21 protein-coding genes are annotated in these 22600 nt (G+C 65.9%); 14 read left to right on the forward strand and 7 right to left on the reverse strand.

The window, feature by feature from the left end:
* Nucleotide 1: 1 nt before the first annotated feature.
* Nucleotides 2–976: an isopenicillin N synthase family dioxygenase gene (locus OKW37_RS31605; RefSeq protein WP_429403260.1), complete on the reverse strand. Its 975-nt coding sequence runs from the start codon at nucleotides 974–976 to the stop codon at nucleotides 2–4.
* A 239-nt stretch (nucleotides 977–1215) separates the two neighbouring features.
* On the opposite strand from OKW37_RS31605, the gene OKW37_RS31610 reads away from it, so the two are divergent.
* From OKW37_RS31610 to hutC (OKW37_RS31630), 5 genes are all read left to right on the forward strand, one after another.
* On the forward strand, nucleotides 1216–2043 hold the full coding sequence (locus OKW37_RS31610; protein WP_187618363.1) for a transporter substrate-binding domain-containing protein: 828 nt from the start codon (nucleotides 1216–1218) through the stop codon (nucleotides 2041–2043).
* An 88-nt stretch (nucleotides 2044–2131) separates the two neighbouring features.
* Entirely contained in the window at nucleotides 2132–2782 is a 651-nt protein-coding gene (locus OKW37_RS31615) for an amino acid ABC transporter permease (protein ID WP_018420800.1), read from the forward strand.
* A 28-nt stretch (nucleotides 2783–2810) separates the two neighbouring features.
* Complete coding sequence (locus tag OKW37_RS31620) at nucleotides 2811–3473, forward strand: amino acid ABC transporter permease (protein WP_429403261.1); 663 nt, start codon at nucleotides 2811–2813, stop codon at nucleotides 3471–3473.
* 13 nt (nucleotides 3474–3486) lie between these two features.
* Nucleotides 3487–4374, forward strand: a complete 888-nt coding sequence (locus tag OKW37_RS31625) for an amino acid ABC transporter ATP-binding protein (protein WP_429403262.1) — start codon at nucleotides 3487–3489, stop codon at nucleotides 4372–4374.
* Nucleotides 4371–5183: a histidine utilization repressor gene (gene hutC, locus OKW37_RS31630; RefSeq protein ID WP_429403263.1), complete on the forward strand. Its 813-nt coding sequence runs from the start codon at nucleotides 4371–4373 to the stop codon at nucleotides 5181–5183. The genes OKW37_RS31625 and hutC (OKW37_RS31630) overlap by 4 nt, the downstream gene beginning before the upstream one ends.
* A 15-nt stretch (nucleotides 5184–5198) precedes the next feature.
* Here the strand turns inward: hutC (OKW37_RS31630) and hutC (OKW37_RS31635) are convergent, their stop codons facing one another.
* The 4 genes from hutC (OKW37_RS31635) to OKW37_RS31650 form a co-directional block, all read right to left on the reverse strand.
* A complete protein-coding gene (gene hutC, locus OKW37_RS31635) occupies nucleotides 5199–5984 on the reverse strand; it encodes a histidine utilization repressor (RefSeq protein WP_429403264.1) in 786 nt (261 codons plus the stop codon).
* Between the two features lie 112 nt (nucleotides 5985–6096).
* Nucleotides 6097–6777 carry a methyltransferase family protein gene (locus tag OKW37_RS31640; RefSeq protein WP_429404332.1) on the reverse strand — a complete coding sequence of 227 codons (681 nt, stop codon included), beginning with the start codon at nucleotides 6775–6777 and terminating at the stop codon, nucleotides 6097–6099.
* 23 nt (nucleotides 6778–6800) lie between these two features.
* On the reverse strand, nucleotides 6801–7637 hold the full coding sequence (locus tag OKW37_RS31645; protein ID WP_429403265.1) for an arylamine N-acetyltransferase family protein: 837 nt from the start codon (nucleotides 7635–7637) through the stop codon (nucleotides 6801–6803).
* 91 nt (nucleotides 7638–7728) lie between these two features.
* Nucleotides 7729–8406: a hypothetical protein gene (locus OKW37_RS31650; RefSeq protein ID WP_429403266.1), complete on the reverse strand. Its 678-nt coding sequence runs from the start codon at nucleotides 8404–8406 to the stop codon at nucleotides 7729–7731.
* 329 nt (nucleotides 8407–8735) lie between these two features.
* Between OKW37_RS31650 and OKW37_RS31655 the strand changes: the two genes are divergently transcribed.
* The 6 genes from OKW37_RS31655 (at nucleotide 8736) to OKW37_RS31680 (ending at nucleotide 16696) form a co-directional block, all read left to right on the forward strand.
* Nucleotides 8736–10259 (forward strand): carbohydrate porin, encoded by a 1524-nt coding sequence (locus OKW37_RS31655; RefSeq protein ID WP_429403267.1) that lies wholly within the window; start codon nucleotides 8736–8738, stop codon nucleotides 10257–10259.
* A 181-nt stretch (nucleotides 10260–10440) separates the two neighbouring features.
* Nucleotides 10441–11535 carry a hypothetical protein gene (locus OKW37_RS31660; RefSeq protein ID WP_429404334.1) on the forward strand — a complete coding sequence of 365 codons (1095 nt, stop codon included), beginning with the start codon at nucleotides 10441–10443 and terminating at the stop codon, nucleotides 11533–11535.
* A 33-nt stretch (nucleotides 11536–11568) separates the two neighbouring features.
* Complete coding sequence (efeB, locus tag OKW37_RS31665) at nucleotides 11569–12882, forward strand: iron uptake transporter deferrochelatase/peroxidase subunit (protein ID WP_429403268.1); 1314 nt, start codon at nucleotides 11569–11571, stop codon at nucleotides 12880–12882.
* A gap of 71 nt (nucleotides 12883–12953) precedes the next feature.
* Complete coding sequence (locus OKW37_RS31670) at nucleotides 12954–13985, forward strand: iron ABC transporter substrate-binding protein (RefSeq protein WP_429403269.1); 1032 nt, start codon at nucleotides 12954–12956, stop codon at nucleotides 13983–13985.
* Nucleotides 13986–15590 carry an ABC transporter permease gene (locus tag OKW37_RS31675; RefSeq protein ID WP_184068374.1) on the forward strand — a complete coding sequence of 535 codons (1605 nt, stop codon included), beginning with the start codon at nucleotides 13986–13988 and terminating at the stop codon, nucleotides 15588–15590.
* Between the two features lie 50 nt (nucleotides 15591–15640).
* Nucleotides 15641–16696 carry an ABC transporter ATP-binding protein gene (locus OKW37_RS31680; RefSeq protein WP_429403270.1) on the forward strand — a complete coding sequence of 352 codons (1056 nt, stop codon included), beginning with the start codon at nucleotides 15641–15643 and terminating at the stop codon, nucleotides 16694–16696.
* Nucleotides 16697–16719: 23 nt separating this feature from the next.
* Here the strand turns inward: OKW37_RS31680 and OKW37_RS31685 are convergent, their stop codons facing one another.
* Nucleotides 16720–17577, reverse strand: a complete 858-nt coding sequence (locus OKW37_RS31685) for a LysR family transcriptional regulator (RefSeq protein WP_090806141.1) — start codon at nucleotides 17575–17577, stop codon at nucleotides 16720–16722.
* Between the two features lie 102 nt (nucleotides 17578–17679).
* Here OKW37_RS31685 and OKW37_RS31690 point away from each other — a divergent pair, with 102 nt between their 5' ends.
* Entirely contained in the window at nucleotides 17680–18612 is a 933-nt protein-coding gene (locus OKW37_RS31690) for a DMT family transporter (protein ID WP_187610185.1), read from the forward strand.
* 21 nt (nucleotides 18613–18633) lie between these two features.
* Here OKW37_RS31690 and OKW37_RS31695 read toward each other — a convergent pair whose 3' ends face one another.
* Nucleotides 18634–19932 carry an MFS transporter gene (locus OKW37_RS31695; RefSeq protein ID WP_176078874.1) on the reverse strand — a complete coding sequence of 433 codons (1299 nt, stop codon included), beginning with the start codon at nucleotides 19930–19932 and terminating at the stop codon, nucleotides 18634–18636.
* A 205-nt stretch (nucleotides 19933–20137) separates the two neighbouring features.
* Between OKW37_RS31695 and OKW37_RS31700 the strand changes: the two genes are divergently transcribed.
* Both OKW37_RS31700 and mdcA read left to right on the forward strand, forming a co-directional pair.
* A complete protein-coding gene (locus OKW37_RS31700; RefSeq protein ID WP_184068364.1) occupies nucleotides 20138–20908 on the forward strand; it encodes a GntR family transcriptional regulator in 771 nt (256 codons plus the stop codon).
* Nucleotides 20909–20928: 20 nt separating this feature from the next.
* Nucleotides 20929–22599: a malonate decarboxylase subunit alpha gene (mdcA, locus tag OKW37_RS31705; protein ID WP_429403271.1), complete on the forward strand. Its 1671-nt coding sequence runs from the start codon at nucleotides 20929–20931 to the stop codon at nucleotides 22597–22599.
* The last annotated feature ends 1 nt before the right edge of the window (nucleotide 22600 follow it).

Raw genomic sequence — 22600 nt, forward strand, 5'->3', positions numbered from 1 at the left:
CTTACTGTGCGGTAGCAGCGAGTTTCTTGCGGTAGCCCATCGAATCGTTGATGCGGCCGAGGATATAGTCGCCCGCGGCGACCGGCTGATATTTGCTTTGCGCGTCGCTCGCGCCGAGCTCGCGCGGATCAACGAGCGCGCCGTAGGTCGGATCGTAGAACGTCGCGATCGAATAGCGCTCGCGCCCCGATGCATTGATCACGCGATGCAGCGTCGAGCGGAAGCGGTCGTTGGTCCAGCGCGCGAGCAGATCGCCGACGTTCACGACGAAGCTGCCTTCGACGGGCGGCGCCTCGACCCACGTATCGTTGGCGATTTCGCGCACCTGCAGGCCGCCGACCTGATCCTGCCACAGCAATGTGATGCAGCCGTAGTCGGTGTGCGGCGCGACGCCGAACTGATCTTTGCCCGACTGCGGCGGCTGCGGCGGGTAGTAGACCATTTGCGTGCGCTGCATGCGCTTCGTGTAGCGCGGCGCGAAGAAATTTTCTTCGATGCCGAGACTCACCGCGACCGCGCGCAGCAGATCGGCCCCGCACGCGCCGACCGCTTCGTAATAGTCATACAGCACCGGCCGCAACCCGGGCATGAAGTCCGGCCAATTGTTCGGCCCGCGTAGTGCCTGGCCCGCCAGCACGTCGGGATCGTCTTCCGGCAGTTCGAGGCCGATGCTGAAGAACTCCTTGTAATCGGGCCGCTTCGCCTGATACATCGTCGCGTCGCCAAGCGCATTGAAGCCGCGATGCCGATGATTGACCGCCGCGCGTCGTTTCGTGTCGACCGGAAACGCGAAGAAAGTGCGCGCGGCCTGCGCGGCGGCATCGATCTTCGCTTGCGGCACGCCGTGATTGACGATGTAGAAAAAACCGATCGTCGTACAGGCTTCATGAATTTCCTTCGCGACGCGTCGGAGCGCCTGCTGATCGCCCGCGCGCACGCCGGCGACATCGATGATCGGAATGCGGGTCACGGCCATCGCGCGGCTCCTTCGAGGATCGGTATTGCAGTGGTATATACCGCCAAAAGCAGCGCCGCAAGTTGCTTCGCACGCGTCGATATCAGGGCTTTTCTCTACTCAAGCGAGCATTTATTTTTCGCCGGAAACGCGGTATATACTGCCGAGCGAGGCCCGCATCGCGCCGCCGGCGCGGCGGATCTGGAACGAACACTTCGACACGCCGGCGACCCAACACCAATTCGCCCCCGGAGAACCCCATGCGTATCCTTGCAGGCTGGAAATGTCGTCTGGTCATGCTGGCGCTGTGCGCGGCAAGCGTCGCCGCGCACGCCGAAGACCAGCTCGCCAAAGTGAAGAAAGCCGGCGAACTGGTGGTCGGCACCGAAATGCAGTTCGCGCCATTCGACTTTCTCGAGAACGGTCAGCAAGCCGGCTTCAACAAGGATCTATTCGCGGAGATCGGCAAGGAAATCGGCGTGAAGGTGCGCTTCATCGATCTGCCGTGGCCGAGCGTGCTGCCCGGTCTCGAAGCGGGCAAATTCGATATGGTCGGTGGCCCGCTGACGGTCACGAAGGCGCGCATGGAACGCTACACGTACACGCTGCCCGTCGCCGATGCGACCGACGCGCTGCTCAAGCGCGCGAACGATGCGTCGATCAAGCAATCGTCGGATATCGCGGGCAAGACGGTCGGCGCGGGCAAAGGCACCGCGCAGCTGGACCAGCTGAAGAGCTACGCGGCCACGCTGCCGAAGCAGCCTGAAATCCGCGAGTACGTCGACAACAATCAGGCTTACGCGGACCTCGCGGCGGGCCGCATCGCCGCGGCAGCGAACTCGATGACCAACATCGCATATGTCGCGAAGCAGCGCCCCGAGATGTTCGCGGTCGTGCAGCCGCCGTTCGGCGCGAAGGTGTACTTCGCGTATGCATTGCGTAAGGACGCCGACAGCAAACCGCTCGCCGATGCGTTCAACGCAGCGCTCGTGAAGATGCAGAAGGATGGCCGCCTCGCCGCGTTGCAGAAAAAGTGGTTCGGTGTCGCGATGGAGATGCCGTCCACGATGCCCACGCCGAACTACTGAGCGTCTTCAACGTGGGCGTCCCGCGTCGCGCAATCGTTTCGCCGTAGCGCGGCGCGCATCGCCCTTCCCGTTCCACCGGCCGCGACTCATGTTCAACACGACCGTCTTCGTTCAGGGCCTGCCGCTGCTGCTGCATGCGGCGCTCGCCACCGTCGGCATTTCGCTGACGGGGCTCGTGATCGGATTCTTCGTCGGCATCGGCGTGTGCACCGCGCGGCTGTCGCAGCATCGCGCCGCGCGCCTCGCGGGCGGCGCCTACGTGTTCTTCTTTCGCGGCGTGCCGATGCTCGTGCAGCTGCTGCTCGTGTACTACCTGCTGCCGTTCGCCGGCATCAACGTGTCGCCGATCGTCGCCGCGATCAGCACGGTGTCGCTGTGCTCGGCCTCGTATATCGCGGAGATTCTGCGCGGCGGTTTTCTGAGCATTCCGCCCGGACATCTCGAAGCCGCGCGCATGCTCGGGCTTTCCCCGCTCGATACGCTGCGGCGCATTCTGGTGCCGCAAGCATTCCGTTTGACGCTGCCGTCGCTCGTCAACGAAATGGTGCTGCTGATCAAGGCTTCTTCGCTGATCTCGGTGGTCGGCGTCGCCGAGTTGACGCGCACCGCGCAGAACATCGCCGCGAGCACTTACCGGCCGCTCGAAGCGTATGTCGCGGCCGGGCTCATCTACTTCGTGATCTGCGGTTCGCTCGCGCTGGTCGCGCATGCGGCCGAACACCGTTTGCAGCACGCCTGAATCGACTCACGTTTAAGCGAACCTCGCCATGCAAACGTTCGACCCGACCGTCATCACGCACAACCTGCAGCCGATCGCCGCCGGCCTCGCGACGACGCTCGCCAGCTGGGCCGCGGGCGTCGCGATCGGTCTCGTGATCGGCTTCCTGATCGCGGTGCTGCAACTGTTCTGCGGACGCTGGCTGCGCGCCACGTTGCGTGTCTACATCGAGTTGCTGCGCGGCACGCCGTTTCTCGTGCAGCTGTTTCTGCTGTACTACGCTGGCCCGTCCATCGGCATCACGCTCGAACCGATGACGGCCGGCATCGTCGGCCTCGGTCTCTACGGCAGCGCGTATTTCGCCGAGGCGTTCCGCTCCGGCTTCCAGTCGGTGCCCAAAGGCCATCTCGAAGCGGCGGCGTGTCTCGGACTCACGCGCTGGCAGGCGATCCTGCGCATCCAGGCGCCGCAGATGCTGGTGCTGATCGTGCCCGCGCTGACCAATCTGATCATCGTGTTGAGCAAGGAAACGGCAGTGCTGTCGATCGTCACGGTGCCCGAACTGACGTTCGTGCTGACCGGCATCGGCTCGGCCACCTTCGCTTTCGTCGAAACCCTGCTGGTGCTGTGCGTGTGCTATCTCGCTCTAGTCGAGCTGACCTCGCGCGCGGGCATGTGGGCCGAAGCCCGCCTCGCACGCTTCATGGCATGATTCCGGAACACCTATGAACGCCATCGCCGACATGTCCTCCCCCGCGCAATCTTCCGCGCCGTCCGCCAGCGCAACGGCGAACGCATCGAATGTCGCGCCGCTGATCGAGGTGCGCGATCTGCGCAAACGCTTCGGCGATGTCGAGGTCCTGCGCGGCGTCGATCTCGAGATCGCGCGCTCGGAAGTGGTCTGCATCATCGGGCCGTCGGGCTCGGGCAAGAGCACGCTGCTGCGCTGCCTCGCCGCGCTCGAAACCTACGATCACGGCGACGTGCGCATCGAAGGCGAACTGCTCGGCTATACCGAGCGCAACGGCAAACGCGTGCGCGCCTCGCAGGGCGAGATCAACCGCGTGCGCCGCAACGTCGGCATGGTGTTCCAGCAGTTCAACCTGTGGCCGCACATGACCGCGCTCGGCAACGTGATGGAAGCGCTGCTGCGCGTGCGGCGCCTGTCGCACGACGAAGCGCGCCGCCGCGCGAGCGCGATGCTGGAGACGGTCGGCCTCTCGCACAAGGGCGACGCGTATCCGGCGAAACTGTCGGGCGGTCAACAGCAACGCGTCGCGATTGCGCGCGCACTCGCGATGGAGCCGCACATCATGCTGTTCGACGAGCCGACCTCGGCGCTCGATCCGGAGCTGGTCGGCGAGGTGCTGCAGGTGATGAAGCAGCTCGCGCGCGACGGCATGACGATGGCCGTGGTCACGCACGAAATGGGTTTTGCCGCGCAGGTCGCCGACAAGGTCGTGTTCATCGATCAAGGCCGCATCGCCGTGCAGGGCAAACCGCGCGACGTGTTTCACGATGCCGCGCAGCCGCGTCTGCGGCAGTTTCTGCAAAACTACTTCGACCGCAATGCGTTCTGGACGCGCGGCCCCGACGACACCCCGCCCCTATGAGCGCCACCGTTCGCAACAAGCCTCATGGCAAATCGTCCGCCAGCGCGGCCAGCGCCGCGGCCAAAATCGCGCGCGGCAGCGACGAAGCGCCGGCCGCGCGCTACGAGCAGGTCAAACAGCACGTTCGCCAGATCATCGGCTCGGGCGAACGCCAGGCGGGCGACCGTCTGCCTTCGGAGCTCGACCTCGTCGCGACGCTCGGCGTCTCGCGCATGACGGTCAACCGCGCGCTGCGCGAACTCGCCGACGCGGGGCTCGTCACGCGCCTATCGGGCGTCGGCACTTTCGTCGCGCCGAACAAGCCGCAGTCCACGCTATTGATGATCGCCCATATCGGCGACGAGATCCGCTCGCGCGGCCACGCTTATCGCTGCGATATGGTGCTGTTGCAGCGCGAGACCGCGTCGGTCACGGTGTCGAACGCCTTGGGGCTGGCGCCGGGCGCTTCGGTGTTTCATGTGATCTGCGTGCATCGCGAGAACGGTCTGCCGGTGCAGCTCGAAGATCGCTATGTGAATCCGGCCGTCGCGCCGGATTTTCTGCAGCACGATTTCTCGGCGCTGAAGCCGTCCGAGTATCTGCTGACGGTCGTGCCGATGCACGATCTCGAACACGTGGTCGACGCGGCGCTGCCGACGCCTGCCGAAGCAGAGCTGCTCGAAATTCACGCCGAAGAACCGTGCCTGACGCTGACGCGCCGCACGTGGACGGGCGGCGTCGCCGTGACGTTCGCGCGTTTCGTGCATCCGGGTTCGCGCTATCGGCTCGGCTGCCGCTTTTCGCCGAATACCTCGCAGCGCCAGGGATAACGCGCGCTTCAGGCCCTAGACGGTCCCCGCCAGATGAAAACGCGACGCCGGATGCCATAGCCGCACCGACGTCGCGACGTTCTCGCCGACCCACGTGCGCCGCCACAGCAGCAGACACGGCTCGCCGATATCCATCATCAGATGACGCCGCACATGGGCGTCGGGCTTTTGCGCGTAGATGCGAAACTCGGCGCGCTGCACGGGCGCGAGCCGCACCATGTAGTGATTCGGCGTTTCGACCGAGAAGTCCTGCTGCAGATATTCAGGGAACACCTTCGGATTGACGAAGCGGTCCTCGTACTGGATCGGCTCGCCCTCCTCGCTGTGCACGATGCACGAGTGAAACGCGGGACCGCTCGCGAGACCGAGCGCTTCGAGCGCGTCGGCGTCGTCGCTCGGTTCGAGCGTCAGCACGCGCGCCGAATGACGATGACCGCGCGCGGCGATTTCATCGGCGATATTGCGGATCTCCAGCACCGTCGATTCATACCGCTGCGGCGCGACGAAGGTGCCCGAGCCTTGCACGCGCGTGAGCACGCGCTCGGCGGTCAGCTCGCGCAGCGCGCGCGACACCGTCATGCGCGCGACGCCGAACTCCTTGACCAGTTCCGTTTCGGAAGGGATCAGCCCGCCCGGCTTCCATGCGCCTTCGCTGATGCGCTGAAGCACGTAGCGTTTGATCTGCTCGTAGGCGGGCATCGCCTTGACCGGCGTATCGCGATCGCGATCGCGTTCGGCGGAATGCTGTTTCTGCCCGGCCTGTGCGGCGGGCGCTATACGCGCCTGTGTCGTTGTTTTCACTCCAAACCTCATCGGTGGTTCGCCGGTGGTACATGAGGTACACCGTGGCCGGTTCTCCGACGGCCGGGCCCAATCTTACCCGGTTCGACGGTGGGGAGACGGCTGGAACGCGCTACCAGATATACGGCACGAAACGGTAACGCACACGAGCCATGTATTGGGTGTAGCCGTCGAGCTGCCCGGCGAGCAGCCGCTCCTCGCGCACCGCGCGCCAGCCCATCCCGTACCCCATCACGGGCAGCGCCACGAGCCCCCACCACGAGCCGAGCATCAGCGGCGTGCCGACGAAGAACACCAGCGCGGCCGCGTACATCGGATGACGGACGTACGCGTAGGGCCCGGTGTCGGCGACCTTGTGCCCGCGGCTCGACTGAATCTTGACCACCGGTGCGGCATAGCTGTTCGCGCGAAACACGAACCGGCACGTGAAGATGCACAGGAACACGCACAACGCGCCGAGGCCCATGAGCCACGACGGCAGCGGCGCGGACCAGCGAAACCGCATCGCGTCGAAACCCATCAGGATCAGCCAGCCGCACCACGCGGCCCCGATCGCGGCCATGAACACACGATCCCAGTGGCTCTGCTGCGCCTGCACGAACGGCGCGAGCCGCTCCGCGAGCAGCGCGGGATCATGACGCGCGAGCCACAAGCCGAGCCACAGGCTCAATACCGCCAGCTCGAACAGATACCACCATGCTGCCGGCCACGCGAGCGTGCCGGCCGCGCCGAACAGCAGCACGCCCATGAAAACCAGCCACGCCAGCGATTGCAGGATCAGACGTGCGACCATCGCGGCTCCCTCGAGCGGTCGGCTCATGCGGCCTCATCGCGCGTGCGCACGCGCTCGAACACGTCGGCGATATCGATGTCCTCCAGATTCAAGCCGAAACGCTCACGCAGACAGTCGGCGAGTTCGGCGGCGCTCGCGAGGCGCCGTTCGTTGACGATCTGCCCTCGTGCGTCGCGCTCGTTGAACTGATCGTTGAATAGCGCCAGTCGCAGTTCGGGCAACACGCGGCACGCCAGCAGGTTATGAACGAACTTCGAATCCGGTGACGTCGAGGTGTACCAGTTCGAGGTTTCGTAGTCGATCCACTCGACTGCGCGCAGATCGACGTGATAAACGCGGGTCCAGCTCTCGTCCGGCGCCAGCACCTCGAGATAGACGGTGTCGCGCCCCGCGTCGGCGAGACGGAACGTGCCGAGCGGAATCGGCTGCGCGAGGCCGGCGGTCAGCCGCAGCGGCGCGGTCAGCGTCACGGCGCCGAAGCCGACGTCGGCGATCCATGCGTCGCCGTCGATATCGACGCGCAGCACCATATGCGTGCGCGGCGCAATCGTGCCGGGCTCGCGGCCCCACACGACGCGCGCAAGCATCGGTGTGACCCTGAAGCCGAGTTGCATCAGCACGTTCGCGAACAGAATGTTCTGCTCGAAGCAGTAGCCACCGCGCTTTTCGGTCACGAGCTTGCGTTCGACGGCTTCGAGCTCGAGCCTGACGGGCCGGCGCGTCAACGGGTTCAGGTTCTCGAACGGGATCGCGGCGGGATGGAGCCGGTGAATCGCTCGCAGCACGTCGAGCGTGGCGGCGCGCGGGCCCTGATAGCCGATCCGGGCGAAGTAGTTTTCCAGATTGATGGTGTGGGACATCGGCGGAATTCCGGTTGGACTGCGGGTTCGACGCGATCATAGCGGCTTTCGGCGCTGACTCGACCGCGCGCGGGACGAAGCGAAAACGCGCCTACAACCCCTTCAACGCCGACGTCGCGATCGACGGCACCGTGATGCCGTGGCTCGATGCGAACTGCACGGCCGAGCCCAGCGTCGACATCAGCGACTGCAACTGCCCCGGCGCCGATTGCGCGATATACGAAGCGCTTTGCGCAGTCTGCGGATTGAGGCCCGATTGCAGCAGCGACGACGGACTCATCTGACCGAGGCTGCCGAGCCCCGACTGCAAGCTCGAATACTGGCTCACACCCTTGCCGAGCGACGACAGACCTTGCGTGAACGCTTCCTTGTTGACCGGCGTCGCAGACGCGCCGCCACTTGCATGATTCGCGAACGCATCGGTCAGCTTCTGCGACAGCGACTGCTGGGTGCTGCCGACCTGCGTCAACTGACTGACCGACGGCGTGCCGCCGCTGAGCAGCCCCGCCGCCTGCTGCGCCTGGCCGGCGGCACTCGTCATGCCCATCGCCGACGCGAGGCTCGACTGTCCGCTCAGCACCTGCTGGTTCGCGCCCACGTAACTCTGCAGCAACTGCGACACGCCGCCCGACGACGCCCCGGCACCCGCCGCGCTATCGCCACCCCCGCCGATGCCGAACTGCTTCAGATTCAACTGCGCGTGCGCTGCGCCGCCCAGCAACAGACCACCACTCACCAGCAACGAAACCAGAAGAATGCGCTTGCCCATCTCTACCTCCTTACTTTGACTTTCGGGGTGACTCGTGCGCTTCGACACCTCGCCGTTTCGCACGTTCGGCCTGACTACATCAATACATTTTCATTACGCGCCAATGAATATCTGTTTACGTCCTCATAAAGTTTAGACGCAGTCCGTAAATCCGGGAATTACATGCTAGTAATATTGTTGCGAATCGTTCTCATTTGTGTTGACTGCCGCAATACGCCTGCGTACGATCACGCCATCAGCCGCTTTGGCAGCCTCGGACAACACGCGATGTCGCGCCAGGCAGTCGCAGATTGATCACATCGATCGAAACAACACTCATAAGGATTTCGATGAAGTTCGCCCAACTCAATGGATCGCGTGCCAATGCGCGTCCGGTTTGCGACGCTTGCGCAGGTCCCGGCGCAACTCATCGTACGCGTTTGCCTTCGATGCGGCGCGTCGCACTGTGCACGGCCTTCGCGTGTGCCTCGTTGACCGGCCACGCGGCGCTGGCCGAAGCCAATCCCGATGCGAACCCGGAAGCGCCCGAGGCCGACCTGAACATTCAGGCGACGCAAACCAACCAGTGGACGGGCCTCTGGAACCGCCAGCAATTGCTCGGCGACATGGGCGGCCTGCGTCCGTGGCTCGGCAAGTACGGCATGACCTTCACGCTGACCGAAACCAGCGAAGTGCTGGCCAATCTGCGCGGCGGTCTCGCGCGCGGCGTCGACTACGACGGCCTGACCACCGCGACCTTGCAGATGGATACGCAAAAGGCGTTCGGCCTGCCGGGCGGCCTCTTCAACGTCAGCGCACTGCAAATTCACGGCGCGAACCTGAGCGCGAACAAGCTCGGCACGTTGAATACCGCGAGCGGCATCGAGGCCGACGACGCGACGCGTCTGTGGGAGCTCTGGTATCAGCAGTCGTTCCTGAACAAACGCGTGGACGTGAAGATCGGTCAGCAGAGTCTCGACCAGGAATTCATCACGAGCACGTATGCGGCCCTGTTCCTCAACACGATGTTCGGCTGGCCCGCGCTGCCCTCGTACGACATGCCGTCGGGCGGTCCCGCCTATCCGCTCGCGGGTCTCGGCGTGCGCGTGCGCGGCCAGATCACCCCTTCGTTGACCGCGCTTGCCGGCGCGTATTCGGGCGACCCGCTCGGCAACGACCCGGACAACATGAGCGGCACGAACTTCAACCTGCATAACGGCGCGTTGTGGATCGGCGAGTTGCAGTACGCGATCAACCAGCCGGCCGAAGGAGAAATGGTCGGCACGGGCGGCGGCGGTCTGCCGGGCACCTACAAGCTCGGCGTCTGGTACAACACCAACAAGTTCGCCGATCAGCGCTACGACAACATGGGGCTGTCGCTCGCGAATCCGGCGTCGACCGGCATTCCGGTGAATCGCAGCGGCAACTACAGCTTCTATGCGGTCGCCGATCAGATGGTGTGGCGCCCCGACTCCGACGAACCACGCAGTCTCGGCGTGTTCGCACGCGTGATGGGCGCGCCGGGCGACCGCAACCTCGTGCAAGTCGCGGCCAACCTCGGCGTCGTGCTGAAGGCGCCGTTCAAGGGCCGTGACAACGACAGCGCCGGTCTCGCGCTGACCTACATCAAGGTCGGCAGTCATGTGAACGGACTCGACAAGGACTTCCTGGCATTCAACGGCAGCCCCTACGGCGTGCGCACCAGCGAAACCACGCTCGAGGCGACCTACCAGTACCAGGTCAATCCGTGGTGGCAGTTGCAGGCCGACGCGCAATACACGTTCAACGCCGGTGCGGGCCAGAACCCGAACGACCCGACGCAGCCGCTGCGCAACACCTTCGTCGTCGGCATGCGGACCAATATCAACTTCTGACGCCGCCCGCCGCGCGCTTTCATCCTCGCAAGCACATGCCACCCCACGCAACCGGACCAGCGCTTCCCATGCTTTCTATCGTCGCCGCCACTCCCGCTTTGTGCACCCGCACGGAGGCCCAATCGTGAATCAACTCACGCGCAAGCTTGCGGCGCGCGCCGCGCGAGCCCTGCTCGCCGCGATGGCCGGCGCCGCCGCTCTCACGATGGCCGCCAGCGCGCAGGCCGAGCCGCAAGGCTTCCTTGAAACGATCAAGCATCACACGACGCTGATCAACACCGTGCCGGATAACGGCGACCAGAATCCGTACGCGCTCGTGGTCGCGCCGGTCAGCGCGGGCACCGTGAAGAAAGGCGACGTGCTGGTCGGCAACTTCAACAACTCGACGAACCTGCAGGGCACCGGCAGCACGATCATCAACTATCACCCGGACACCAGACAGATGACGGTGTTCGCGACCGTGCCGCGCGATCTGAAGGAATGCCCGGGCGGCATCGGCCTGTCGACCGCGATGACGATGCTGAAGTCGGGCTGGGTGATCGTCGGCAGCACGCCGAGCAACGACGGCACGACCGGCACCAAGGGCGCTGGCTGCCTGATCGTGATCGACCCGCAAGGCAAGATCGCGTCGACGATCTCGACGCCGAACATCAACGATCCGTGGGGCAACATGGCGGTCGTCGACAACGGCACGAGCGCAACGCTGTTCGTCAGCAACGCGGGCTTCGGCGTCGGCGACGCGCAAGGCAATCCGCCCGTGTTCAAGCAGGCCACCGTGCTGCGCCTCGACCTCGACGTGCCGGCAGGCAAGCCGCCCGTCGTGAAGCAGGAAACCGTGATCGGCAGCGGCTTCGGCGCGCAGGCCGACAAGGGCGTGTTCCTCGTCGGGCCGACCGGCCTCGCGCTGTCGGCCGATCAGAAACTGCTGTACGTGTCCGACGCGATCGGCAACCGCATCACCGCGATCGACGATCCGCTCACGCGCGACAGCAGCGCGGGCGTCGGCCGCCAGTTGACCGCCGACGGCCTGCTGCATCGTCCGCTCGCGATGGTCACCGCGCCCAATGGCCACCTGCTGGTGACCAACGCGTTGAACGGCCAGGTCGTCGAGATCGATCCGGCGACCGGCAAGCAGCTGTACGCACGCTGGATCGATACCGACAAGGCGCAATCGCCCCCCGGCAACGGCGACCTGTTCGGTATCGCGATGACGCCGGAAGGCGACGGCTTCTACTACGTCGAAGACGACGTGAACACACTGGTGCTCGCGAAGTAGGCGGCACCCAGGTTTCAGGAAGGTGAACTGACCATGACAAACGATCACCCCCCACGGCCGTCACGACGCGGCTTCCTGAAGGCGGGGGGCGCGGCGGTCGCCGCCGGCGCGAGTCTCGGCGCGGGCCTCGCGACCTCGCCGCCCGCGCTCGCGAAGGCGCCCGCGCATAGTGCCCAGAACGCCGATCCGCAGTTCGCGGCCGAGCCGTTCTACGGTCCGCATCAAGGCGGTATCGTCACGCCGCAGCAGAGCCACACCTACGTCGCCGCGCTCGATCTGACCACCGACAAGCGCGACGAAGTGATCGCCCTGCTGCGCACGTGGACCGAAGCAGCCGCGCGCCTGACGCAAGGCGGCACGGCCTTCGCTCTGCCCGCCGGCGACGGCGGCGGCGACCAGGCCGCCCCCGATTCCGGCGACGTGCTGGGCCTCGGCCCGAACGGTCTGACGATCACGTTCGGCTTCGGCCCCGGCCTCTTCACGAAGGACGGCAAGGACCGCTACGGGCTTGCGTCGCGCCGCCCCGCCGCGCTCGTCGATTTGCCGCGCTTCAACGGCGATCAGCTTATCAAGGAGAAGACCGGCGGCGACCTGTTCATCCAGGCGTGCGCGAACGACGCGCAGGTTGCGTTTCACGCGGTACGCCAACTGACGCGCCGTGCCTACGGCGTCGCGGCGATGCGCTGGGGCCAGGCCGGTTTCCTGTCCGGTCCGCGCGCTCAGACGCCGCGCAACCTGATGGGCTTCAAGGACGGCACCAACAATCCGGCGACCGCGAAGCCTGAGCTGATGAACCAGTTCGTGTGGGCTCGCGCCACCGACGACGCGCCGTGGATGGAAGGCGGCACCTACACGGTCGTGCGCCGCATCCGCATCACGCTCGAACACTGGGACAACACCGAGCTCGGTTTCCAGGAACAGGTGTTCGGCCGCCACAAATACAGCGGCGCGCCGATCGGCAGCAAGCATGAATTCGACGCGGTGGATCTGAAGGCCGAGGACAAGGACGGTAACCCGGTGATCCCCGAGAACTCGCACGTGCGTCTGTCGAATCCGGCGAGCAACAACGGCGCGCAGATTCTGCGCCGCTCGTATTCGTACAACGAAGGCACGAACTTCTATATCGAGCGCTGGCCGCCGTGGCGCCAGGAAACCGAGTACGACGCGGGGCTGATTTTCATCGCGCACCAGAGCGACCCGCGCACCGGCTTCATCCCGATCAACGACCGGCTCGCGAAGTTCGACATGATGAACCAGTTCACGACTCACGTCGGCAGCGCGATTTTCGTCGTGCCGCCGGGCGCGAAGCCGGGTTCGTATGTCGGCGCGGGGCTGTTCGAGACGTGATGCAGCAAATGAAGCACGCCGGGCGTGCAGCGCCTGGCTCACTCAACACAATCAAAACGGACTTCTGCAACATGGCTCATTCCTGGTTTGCCACCCGTCTGCGCGCGCTCGGCAGCATGGCCGCGCTGTCGCTCACCGCGCTCGCGACGATGCCCTCGGCGGCTCACTCGGCGTCGATCACGCTGTACAACGCGCAGCACGAGCAGGTCGTCAATCTGCTCGCAAAGGACTTCGAAAAGCAGTCGGGCATCTCGGTGAAAGTGCGCAACGGCGAAGGCCCGGCGCTCGCCGCGCAGATCGTCGCGGAAGGCGCGGCCTCGCCCGCCGACGTGTACTTCACGGAGAACTCGCCGGAGCTGATGCTGCTCGAGGAAAAGGGGCTGCTCGCGAAGGTCGACGAAGCGACGCTCCGCGCGGTGCCGGCACGTTTCAATTCGCCGAGCGGTGTATGGGTCGCCGTGACCGCGCGCGAGAGCGTGCTCGCCTACAACACGACGAAGCTGCAGCCGTCGCAACTGCCGCAATCGGTGCTCGACCTTGCGAAGCCTGAATGGAAAGGCAAGGTCGGCATCGCGCCGAGCGACGCCGACTTCCTGCCACTCGTGAGCGCGGTGCTGGCCCTGAAGGGTGAAGAGCAGACGCTCGCGTGGCTGAAGGGTCTCAAAGCCAACTCGCAGATCTTCGACGATGACGAAGGCGTGGTCGCCGCGGTCAATCGCGGCGGGGTCGCGGCCGGTCTGATCAACAACTACTACTGGTCGCGTCTGCATGCGGAAATCGGCGATGCGAAAACCCGCAGCGCGATCTATCACTTCGGCCACGGCGACGCCGGCGCGCTCGTCAACGTATCGGGCGCGGGCGTGCTGAAGTCCGCCCACAACGCGGACGGCGCGCAGAAGTTTCTCGCCTATCTGGTCAGCGAACGCGCACAGCAGCTGATGGCCAACAGCCACGTGATGTTCGAATATCCGCTGCATGCGGGTGTCGCGCCGGACCCGATCCTCAAGCCGTTTGCCGAACTGACTCCGCCCACGCTGACGATCCAGCAGCTCGGCGACGATAGCCAGGCCGGCAAGCTGCTACGTCAGGCAGGCCTGCTGTAAATGAGCGAAGCACTGTCAGCCGGTCCGCCGGCTGTCCCCCCAGCCCCGGCGCGCGGCCGGACGCGCGCGCCGCGCAGCCTTTTTGCGGCGGCAGCACTCAGCGCTTTGCTGGTGCTGCTGCCGATTGCGTTTACGTTCTGGCGCGCGGCGAGCTTCGGGATCGGCGACGCGCTCGATCTGATCTGGCGGCCCCTCGTCGGCGAGCTGCTCGTCAATACGGTGTTGATCACCGTCACGACTACCCTCGTTTGCGCGGTGATCGGCACGGCCGCCGCGTGGTTCGTCGAGCGCACGCATCTTCCCGGACGGCGCGCGTGGGCCGTGCTGTGCGCCGCGCCGCTCGCGATGCCGGCCTTCATTTCGAGCTATGCGTGGGTGTCGTTGAGCGAGGACTTGCAGGACTTCAACGGCGCGCTGCTGGTCTTGACCTGCGCGTATTTTCCGCTCGTCTATCTGCCGGTCGCCGCCGCGCTGCGCGGCATGGACCCGGCACTCGAAGAAAGCGCGCGCGCACTCGGCTGCAACCGCTGGACGAGTTTCGCGCGCGTCGTGCTGCCGCAACTGCGGCCGGCGCTGCTCGGCGGCATGCTGCTCGTCGCGCTCGGCGTGCTATCGGAATTCGGCGCGTTCACGCTGCTGCGCTTTCATACGTTCACCACGCAGATCTACGCGGAATATCGCACCAGCTTCGACGGCGGCGGTGCATCGCTGCTCGCGTGTCTGCTGATCGTGATCTGCCTCGTCGTGCTTGCGTTCGAGTTTCGCGTGCGCGGTGCAGCGCGCTACGAGCGCGTCGACCGCGGCACGCGCCGCGCGGTGTTGCGCTACGAGCTCGGCGGGTGGCGCTGGCTCGTCGTCGCGGGCTTTGCGCTGCTGACGCTTGCGACGCTCGGCGTACCGCTCGGCATGATCGGCTTCTGGCTCACGCAGCCGGGCGCGGCCGCCGTGACGCCCGCCGACGTATCGCCCGAACTGCTGTGGAACGCGACGTGTTCGTCGCTGGGTTTCGGCCTCGCGGCCGCCGCGCTGACCACGTTGCTCGTGGTGCCGCTCGCGTTTCTGCTGGTGCGTTATCCGACGCGTTTCGCGACGCTGTTCGAGCGCACCGTGTTTCTCGCGCAGGGCGTGCCGGGGCTCGTGATTGCGCTCGCGATCGTCTCGCTCGCCGTGCATGCGCTGCAGCCGCTCTATCAAAGTGCGACGCTGCTGATCGTCGCCTACGCGATCCTGTTCATGCCGGTCGCGCTCGTCAGCGTGCGCGCGGCATTCATGCAGGCGCAGCCGCGCCTCGAGGAAACCGCGCGCGCGCTCGGCCTTGACTGGACGCAGACGCTCGTGCGCGTCGTGCTGCCGCTCGCGGGCCCCGGGCTCGGCGCTGCCGCGGCGATGGTGTTCATCTCGGTCGTCACCGAACTGAACGCGACGCTGCTGCTGTCGCCGCTCGACACGCAAACGCTGGCGACCCAGGTGTGGGCCGACACGTCGACGATGGCGTTCGCCGCGGCCGCGCCGTATGCGGCGCTGCTGACCGGCATCTCGCTGTGCGCGTCGGGGCTGCTGTTCGCGCTGCTCGGCCGCTCGGCGCTGCTCGGCGAGCGCGGCTGACACGCGCCGGCTTTTTCATCGCTGCTTTTGTTCGACTACTTCGGATTTTCATGAGCGAACTTCGTATCCGCGGACTGCAGAAATCGTTCGACGGTCACCCGGTGCTGCACGGCCTCGATCTCTCGGTCGAGCGCGGCACGCTGCTCGCGCTGCTTGGGCCCTCGGGCAGCGGCAAGACCACGCTGCTGCGGCTGTTGTGCGGCTTCGAGCGCGCGGACGGCGGCAGCGTCGAGATCGATGGCCGGCGCGTCGTCGGCGACAACCTGCACGTACCGTCGGAGCAACGCCGCATCGGCTACGTGCCGCAGGAAGGCGCGCTGTTTCCGCATCTGTCGGTCGCGGACAACATCGTGTTCGGTCTGCCACGCACGCAGCGCCGCGCGCGCCATCGCGTCGCTGAGTTGCTGGAGCTGGTCGGCCTGCCCGCGCATTTTGGCGAGCGCGCGCCGCAGCAACTGTCGGGCGGTCAACAGCAACGTGTCGCGCTCGCCCGTGCGCTCGCACCCGCGCCGACGCTGATCATGCTCGACGAGCCGTTCTCCTCGCTCGACGCCGCGCTGCGCGTCGAAACGCGCCTGGCGGTCGCAAGTGCGCTGGCCGCGGCCGGCGCGACTGCCGTGCTGGTCACGCACGATCAGTCCGAGGCGTTGTCGCTCGGGCATGAGGTCGCGGTGCTGTGGAACGGGAGGCTGATCCAGACCGCGACGCCCGAAGTGCTATACCGCCGGCCGGTGACGCGCGAGCTTGCGTCGTTCATTGGCGAGGCGGTGTTGTTGCCGGGCATCGCGCAACGGGATCGCGCGAGTTGCGAGCTCGGCGAACTCGCACTGGTCGCGCCCGTCGGCCACGGTGCGGTCGACGTGATGGTGCGTCCCGAGCAGATCCGCCTGCTGCGCGCCGATGAAACCGCGCGCACAGGCGCCGCGCACGACGCGCTCGTCACTGACGTGATCTTCCAGGGGCAGGACGCAAGCGTCGCGCTGCAATTGCAGTCCGCGACGCGGGCGATGGTGCGCGCGCGCGTGCCCGGTTATCTGTGCCCGCGTCCGGGTGAGCGCGTGCGGCTCGCGGTCGAGGGTGAAGTGACCGCCTATTCGCGTGCCTGAACGGCTAAGGCTGGCGCGCTCGGCTACCGCAGCGACAGATCCTGCACCATCTGCTGCGCCAGATAATCGCAGGTCGGCCGATCCGATTTCGCGCTGCGCGCGACCACGATTTCGAGCGGCGCGATTCTCGGCAGGCCCTGCGCGTCGCCGAGTATCGCGAGCCGCGGCGGCACGCTGCACCGCGTCAGCGCAATCACCGACAAACCGGCATCCACGGTCGCGACGAGCCCCATCAGGCTCGCGCTGCTGAACGCCGCGCGATAACGGATGCGCGCGCCATCCAGCGCAGCCAGCGTGTGCTGGCGCGCGACGCAGCCCGGCTCGTACAACCCCACCGGCAACGGCGAGGCCTTCAGCACCGGCGTGTCGACCGACGCCCCCACCCACACCATCGGTTCGCTGCGCACGAATTCGCCGCGCATCCTACGGTCGCGCGTGACGAATGCGAGGTCGATCTTGTTGTCCGCGAGCATCGGCGCGAGTGCCGTGCTCTGCGCGCAGACGATCTCGATCTCGACGCGCGGGTACAGCGTCGCGAAACGCCGCAACACCGGCGATAGCAGCGACGACACATAGTCGTCCGGCGCGCCGAGCACCACCCGCCCGGTCACCTCGGGCCGCACGATCGCCGACCACGCCTCCTCCTGCAACGCAAGCGCGCGCCGCGCGTATTCGAGCAGCGTACTGCCGGGCCGCGTCAGCGACAGGTTGCGCGTGTTGCGTGCGAACAGCGTCGTGCCGAGCATCGTTTCGAGCCGCTTGATCTGCATGCTGACCGCCGCCTGCGAGCGATGCACGCTCGCCGCCGCCTTCGTGAAGCTGCCCGCCTCCACGACCGCGACGAAGCTGCGCAACAGATCGACGTCGAATTCAGGGTTCACGATTTATCAACCGGGCTTATGGAATTGCTCAATTTAATTCGTTTGTGAACAGGTCGCAAGCGGCGCAATACTCGCAAGCATCATGTTTCGGAGTCATTGCGCATGTCCCTCACCTCACGTCAACAAGGCGCGATCACGCTGGCGAGCGGCGGCCTGCTGATGGGCACGATCGGCGTTTTCGTCGAGGAGGCGCGGCTCGATGCGCTGACGCTCGTGTTCTTCCGCTGCCTGTTCGGCTTTCTCTCGCTCGCCGCCTATTGCGCGTGGAAGGGCTTTTTCACGCGCGCACAGTTCACGCGCCGCACGGTCGCGCTCGCGCTGATTTCCGGCGTGCTGATGGTCACGCAATGGGTCGGCTTTTTCGATGCGATTCATCGCACCAGCATCGCGGTCGCGACCGTCGTATTTCATGTGCAGCCGTTCTGGGTCGTGCTGATCGGCGCGGCGCTCTTTAACGAGCGGCTCGGCGCGGACCGGCTCGGCTGGATCGCGACGGCGTTCGTCGGGCTCGTGCTCGCGTCGGGCGTGATCGCGGCCGGAAACCTGCAAGGCCACAGCAGCTATCTGATCGGCTTGAGCGAAGCGCTGCTCGGCTCGCTGCTGTATGCGAGCGTCACGCTGATCGCGAAGAGCCTCGGCGAAATGCGCCCGCATCTGCTGACGCTCACGCAATGCGCGGTCGGCGTGATCTGCCTGCCTCTGATCGCGCCGCTCATCGCGCCTTTGACGCTCACGCATATCGGTCCGATGCAGTGGTTCTGGCTGATCGGCATGGGCGTGCTGCACACGGGATTGTCGTATGTGCTGATTTACGGCGCGCTGCCCAAGCTCAGCACGCCAGTGATCGCGGTGCTGTTGTTCGTTTATCCGCTGACCGCGATCGTCGTGGATGCGCTCGTGTATGGCCGTGCGCTATCGCTGTCTCAACTGGCGGGCATGGCGCTGATCGTCGCCGCGAGTCTCGGCGTCAATCTCGGCTGGCCGTTGCTGACGCTGCTGCATCCGGGTGGGCGGGCACGCAGTCACGCGAAGTAAAGCGCGCCGCCCGCCCGGTTCTTACTGCGGCAGCGTCTCGCCCTTCGTCTCCGGCGCGAACGGAATCACGAACAGGCCGAGCACGAACACGAGCGCGGTCAACGCGATCGGCACGCCGAGCGTCTGCATATGCAGCACCGCCGCGCCGAGCAGAAAGTTGACGCCGGCGCCGACGAAGCGTCCAAACGACGTGCAGAACGCAAACGCCGTCGCGCGTACGCGGGTTTCGAACTGCTCGGGCAGCCACAGGCTGAACAACGCGAAGTTGCCGCCGAAAAAGCCCAGCACGAACAGCCACGCGATGAACGGCGCGAGCCCGTTCGGCAGATAGAACGCCCAACCGAAGCTCGCCGCGATCGACACCGCCATCCCCGCGAAGTACACCGCGAGCGTCATCTTGCGGCCGATGCGCTCGGCCAGTGGCGGCAGCGCGAGACAACCGAGGATCGTGCCGATCGACAGCAAGCCGGTCGCGAGCGACGCGGTGCGAATCGAATCGCCCTTGGACATGCCGGCGCGCGCCGCCAGTTGGATCACCGCGGACGGCTCGTAGACGGCGCCCGCCCACAGCCCGATGATCGCGATCGTCAGCAGAATGCACGCGACCCATGTGCGACGCCGGTAAGCCGGCCCCATGATCTCGCGCAACGGCTTCACGCGCACCGTCTTTGCGTCGGCTTTCTGCCACTTCTCCGGCTCCTTCACGCGCAGCAGAATCAGAATCGCGACGACGACCGGTACCGCGCCGGTCAGGAACATCGCGCGCCAGCCGAAATGCACGCCGACCGTGTAATTGAGCGCAGCCGCGAGGAAGAAGCCCGCGTAGTAGCCGGTCTGCAGATAACCGGCGCCCATTTTGCGACGATCCTCCGGCCAGGCCTCGGCAACGTAGGTGCCCGCGAGCGCCCACTCCCCGCCGATCCCGACGCCCGCGATGAAGCGAAAAATACCGAGCTGCCACACATTGGTCGAGGTCGCGGCGAGCCCGGTGAAAATCGCGAACGTGAAGATGGTGGCGGCGAGCACCTTGGTGCGGCCGAAGCGATCGGCGAGCGGTCCCCAGATGAACGACAGTCCCCAACCGACCAGAAACAGCGCGAACAGGATCGATCCCGCGAGGCCGACATTCGACGGCGTCGCCGCGAAGCCCGAACGCGGCAACAGCTCGGTCAGCGCGGGCGTGAGCACCAGCGCGTAAATGAACGAGTCCATGCCGTCGAGCGTCCAGCCGGCCCACGCTCCCCAGAACCCTGCGATCTGCGAACGATTGAGCGGTGTGCGCTGACGCGCGACCGCTCGTCGGTCGGTTACTGTATTCATCATGCTCCTCCGGCCTACGATAGTTGAACGTAACGAAGAAAGGGACGGGCGCGCTTGGGGATGGCTCGACGACGTTGATTGATCGGCGATGTCCTCGTACAACTCATTCAGAGGACGGCGCGAGCACCTGCCTGGAATGTGGTTCAAGACTTCCGGGTTTGCCCGCGCCGAAATGCGCGTCTTTTCATATATAATATTTGATACCATGACCGACGCAACTGAAGGTTTTCCCCTGGACGCCGCCATGTCCGGTTCGTTTCTTCCGGCCGCCGCGCCGCGCGAAAGCACCTCGCACATGATTGCTGAGGCGCTGCGCGCGGCGATCGTCGACGGCACGCTCGCGCCTGGCGCCCCGCTGCGCCAGGACGCGATTGCCCGGCATTTCTCGGTCAGTGCGATTCCCGTGCGTGAGGCGCTGCGCCAGCTCGAAAGCGAGGGCTGGGCACGCGCGGCGGTCCATAAAGGCGCGAGCGTCGCGCCGCTGTCCGCCAACGAAGCGCGCGAGATCTACGAGATCCGCTCGGCGCTCGAAAGTCTCGCGCTCGGTCTTGCGATTCCGCATCACACCGCCGCGACGCTGCGCGAAGCCAGGGACTTGTGCCGCGCTGCCGAGCGCGAAGAGGATCCGTCGCTATACGTCACGCGCAATGCCGCGTTTCATATGTGTCTCTACGCGCCCGCCGGCCGGCCGCAGCTCGAGGACATGATCGGCTTGCTGCACCGGCGCGGCGAACGCTATCTGCGCCTGAAGTTCGGCTTGCCGTCATACAAGGGCGAGTCCGACAGTGAGCACGCCGCGCTGCTCGATGCCGTCGAGCGCCGCGATATCGCGACCGCGCAGTCGCTGGTGGTCGCGCATCTGCTCGGCACCGGCGAGCTTCTGCATCGTTTCCTGACCGAGCGCGCGCGCGAAGAAGCGCTTGCGCATCAACCGAAGCCGCGCGGCCGCCGTCCGCGCGTCACCACCGGGAGCTGATCGAACCGATGACCGAGCCGATGAAACACCCCGCCGAAGCCGCCGCATCGCGGTCCACTGCCCGCTCGTGGACGACCCGGCGCGACGAAAAGAACCGCCGCCTCGCGGCCATCGCGCCGTGGCTCGAAGACGGCGTGCTGCCTACGCACCGCATCGTCGATGCGCTCGAAACGCTGATCCAGCCCGGCGAGCGCGTCGCGCTCGAAGGCGACAACCAGAAGCAGGCCGACTTCCTGTCGCGCTCGCTCGCCACGGTCGATCCTCACAAGCTGCACGACGTGCATCTGCTGATTTCGAGCATCAGTCGTCCTGAGCACTTGACGCTGTTCGAGCGCGGCATCGCGCACAAGGTCGATTTCTCGTTCGCGGGGCCGCAGAGTCTGCGCGTCGCGCAACTGCTCGAAGACGGCCAGCTCGAAATCGGCGCGATCTATACGTATGTCGAGCTGTATGCGCGCATGTTCGTCGACCTGACGCCGCACGTTGCACTGCTGTGCGCGGACAAGGCCGACCGTCACGGCAATCTGTACACCGGCCCGAATACCGAGGACACGCCGACGATCGCCGAGGCCGCCGCGTTCCGTCACGGCATCGTGATCGTGCAGGTCAACGAGATCGTCGACGAATTGCCGCGTGTCGACATTCCGGGCTCGTGGGTCGACGTGGTCGTGCAGGCGGACCGGCCGTTCGCGGTCGAGCCGCTGTTCACGCGCGATCCGCGTCATATCGGCGACTTGCAGGTGCTGACCGCGATGATGGTGATACGCGGCATCTACGAGCCGTATGGCGTCACGTCGCTGAATCACGGCATCGGCTTCGATACCGCGGCGATCGAACTGCTGCTGCCCACCTACGGCGAATCGCTCGGTCTGAAGGGCAGGATCTGCCGCAACTGGACACTCAATCCGCACCCGACGATGATCCCCGCGATCGAATCGGGCTGGGTCGACAGCATCCATTGCTTCGGCAGCGAGGTCGGCATGGAGGCGTATATCGAGGCGCGCGCCGATGTGTTCTTCACCGGCAACGACGGCAGCCTGCGCTCGAACCGCGTGCTGTGTCAGTTGGCCGGGCAATACGGCGTCGACCTGTTCATCGGCTCGACGCTGCAGATCGATGCGGACGCGAATTCGTCGACGGTCACGCGCGGACGCCTCGCCGGTTTTGGCGGCGCGCCGAACATGGGCCACGATCCGCGCGGCCGACGTCATTCGAGCGAGGCGTGGCTGAAGCTGTTGAAGGGCGACGGCGCGGTGTCGCGTGGCCAGAAGCTCGTCGTGCAACTCGCGGAAACGTACAAGAAAGGCGGCGAGCCGACCTTCGTCGATGAACTCGACGCGGTCGCGGTCGGCGCGAAAAACGGCATGCCGATCGCGCCGGTGATGATCTACGGCGACGACGTGAGCCATGTGGTCACCGAGGAAGGCATCGCGCATCTGCACAAGGCCGAAGGCATCGACGAGCGGCGCGCGGCGGTCGCGGCGGTGGCCGGTGTCACGCCGATCGGTCTGCGCGCGAAGCCCGAGAAAACCGCGGAATTGCGCCGGCGCGGCATCGTCGCGTATCCGGAAGATCTCGGCATCCGGCGCGGCGACGCGAAGCGTTCGCTGCTCGCGGCGCGCAGCATCGACGATCTGGTCACGTGGTCGGGTGGACTGTACGCGCCGCCCGCGCGCTTCCGGAGCTGGTGAC

The sequence above is a fragment of the Paraburkholderia sp. MM5482-R2 genome (assembly GCF_050436125.1).
GTDB classification, from domain to species: Bacteria; Pseudomonadota; Gammaproteobacteria; order Burkholderiales; family Burkholderiaceae; genus Paraburkholderia; species Paraburkholderia tuberum.

Bases quoted from the DNA above. Each gene is read 5' to 3' on its own strand.
- OKW37_RS31605 (WP_429403260.1), bottom strand. From the start codon at position 976: ATGGCCGTGACCCGCATTCCGATCATCGATGTCGCCGGCGTGCGCGCG.
- OKW37_RS31610 (WP_187618363.1), top strand. From the start codon at position 1,216: ATGCGTATCCTTGCAGGCTGGAAATGTCGTCTGGTCATGCTGGCGCTG.
- OKW37_RS31615 (WP_018420800.1), top strand. From the start codon at position 2,132: ATGTTCAACACGACCGTCTTCGTTCAGGGCCTGCCGCTGCTGCTGCAT.
- OKW37_RS31620 (WP_429403261.1), top strand. From the start codon at position 2,811: ATGCAAACGTTCGACCCGACCGTCATCACGCACAACCTGCAGCCGATC.
- OKW37_RS31625 (WP_429403262.1), top strand. From the start codon at position 3,487: ATGAACGCCATCGCCGACATGTCCTCCCCCGCGCAATCTTCCGCGCCG.
- hutC (WP_429403263.1), top strand. From the start codon at position 4,371: ATGAGCGCCACCGTTCGCAACAAGCCTCATGGCAAATCGTCCGCCAGC.
- OKW37_RS31640 (WP_429404332.1), bottom strand. From the start codon at position 6,777: ATGGTCGCACGTCTGATCCTGCAATCGCTGGCGTGGCTGGTTTTCATG.
- OKW37_RS31645 (WP_429403265.1), bottom strand. From the start codon at position 7,637: ATGTCCCACACCATCAATCTGGAAAACTACTTCGCCCGGATCGGCTAT.
- OKW37_RS31650 (WP_429403266.1), bottom strand. From the start codon at position 8,406: ATGGGCAAGCGCATTCTTCTGGTTTCGTTGCTGGTGAGTGGTGGTCTG.
- OKW37_RS31655 (WP_429403267.1), top strand. From the start codon at position 8,736: ATGAAGTTCGCCCAACTCAATGGATCGCGTGCCAATGCGCGTCCGGTT.
- OKW37_RS31660 (WP_429404334.1), top strand. From the start codon at position 10,441: ATGGCCGGCGCCGCCGCTCTCACGATGGCCGCCAGCGCGCAGGCCGAG.
- efeB (WP_429403268.1), top strand. From the start codon at position 11,569: ATGACAAACGATCACCCCCCACGGCCGTCACGACGCGGCTTCCTGAAG.
- OKW37_RS31670 (WP_429403269.1), top strand. From the start codon at position 12,954: ATGGCTCATTCCTGGTTTGCCACCCGTCTGCGCGCGCTCGGCAGCATG.
- OKW37_RS31675 (WP_184068374.1), top strand. From the start codon at position 13,986: ATGAGCGAAGCACTGTCAGCCGGTCCGCCGGCTGTCCCCCCAGCCCCG.
- OKW37_RS31680 (WP_429403270.1), top strand. From the start codon at position 15,641: ATGAGCGAACTTCGTATCCGCGGACTGCAGAAATCGTTCGACGGTCAC.
- OKW37_RS31690 (WP_187610185.1), top strand. From the start codon at position 17,680: ATGTCCCTCACCTCACGTCAACAAGGCGCGATCACGCTGGCGAGCGGC.
- OKW37_RS31695 (WP_176078874.1), bottom strand. From the start codon at position 19,932: ATGAATACAGTAACCGACCGACGAGCGGTCGCGCGTCAGCGCACACCG.
- OKW37_RS31700 (WP_184068364.1), top strand. From the start codon at position 20,138: ATGACCGACGCAACTGAAGGTTTTCCCCTGGACGCCGCCATGTCCGGT.
- mdcA (WP_429403271.1), top strand. From the start codon at position 20,929: ATGAAACACCCCGCCGAAGCCGCCGCATCGCGGTCCACTGCCCGCTCG.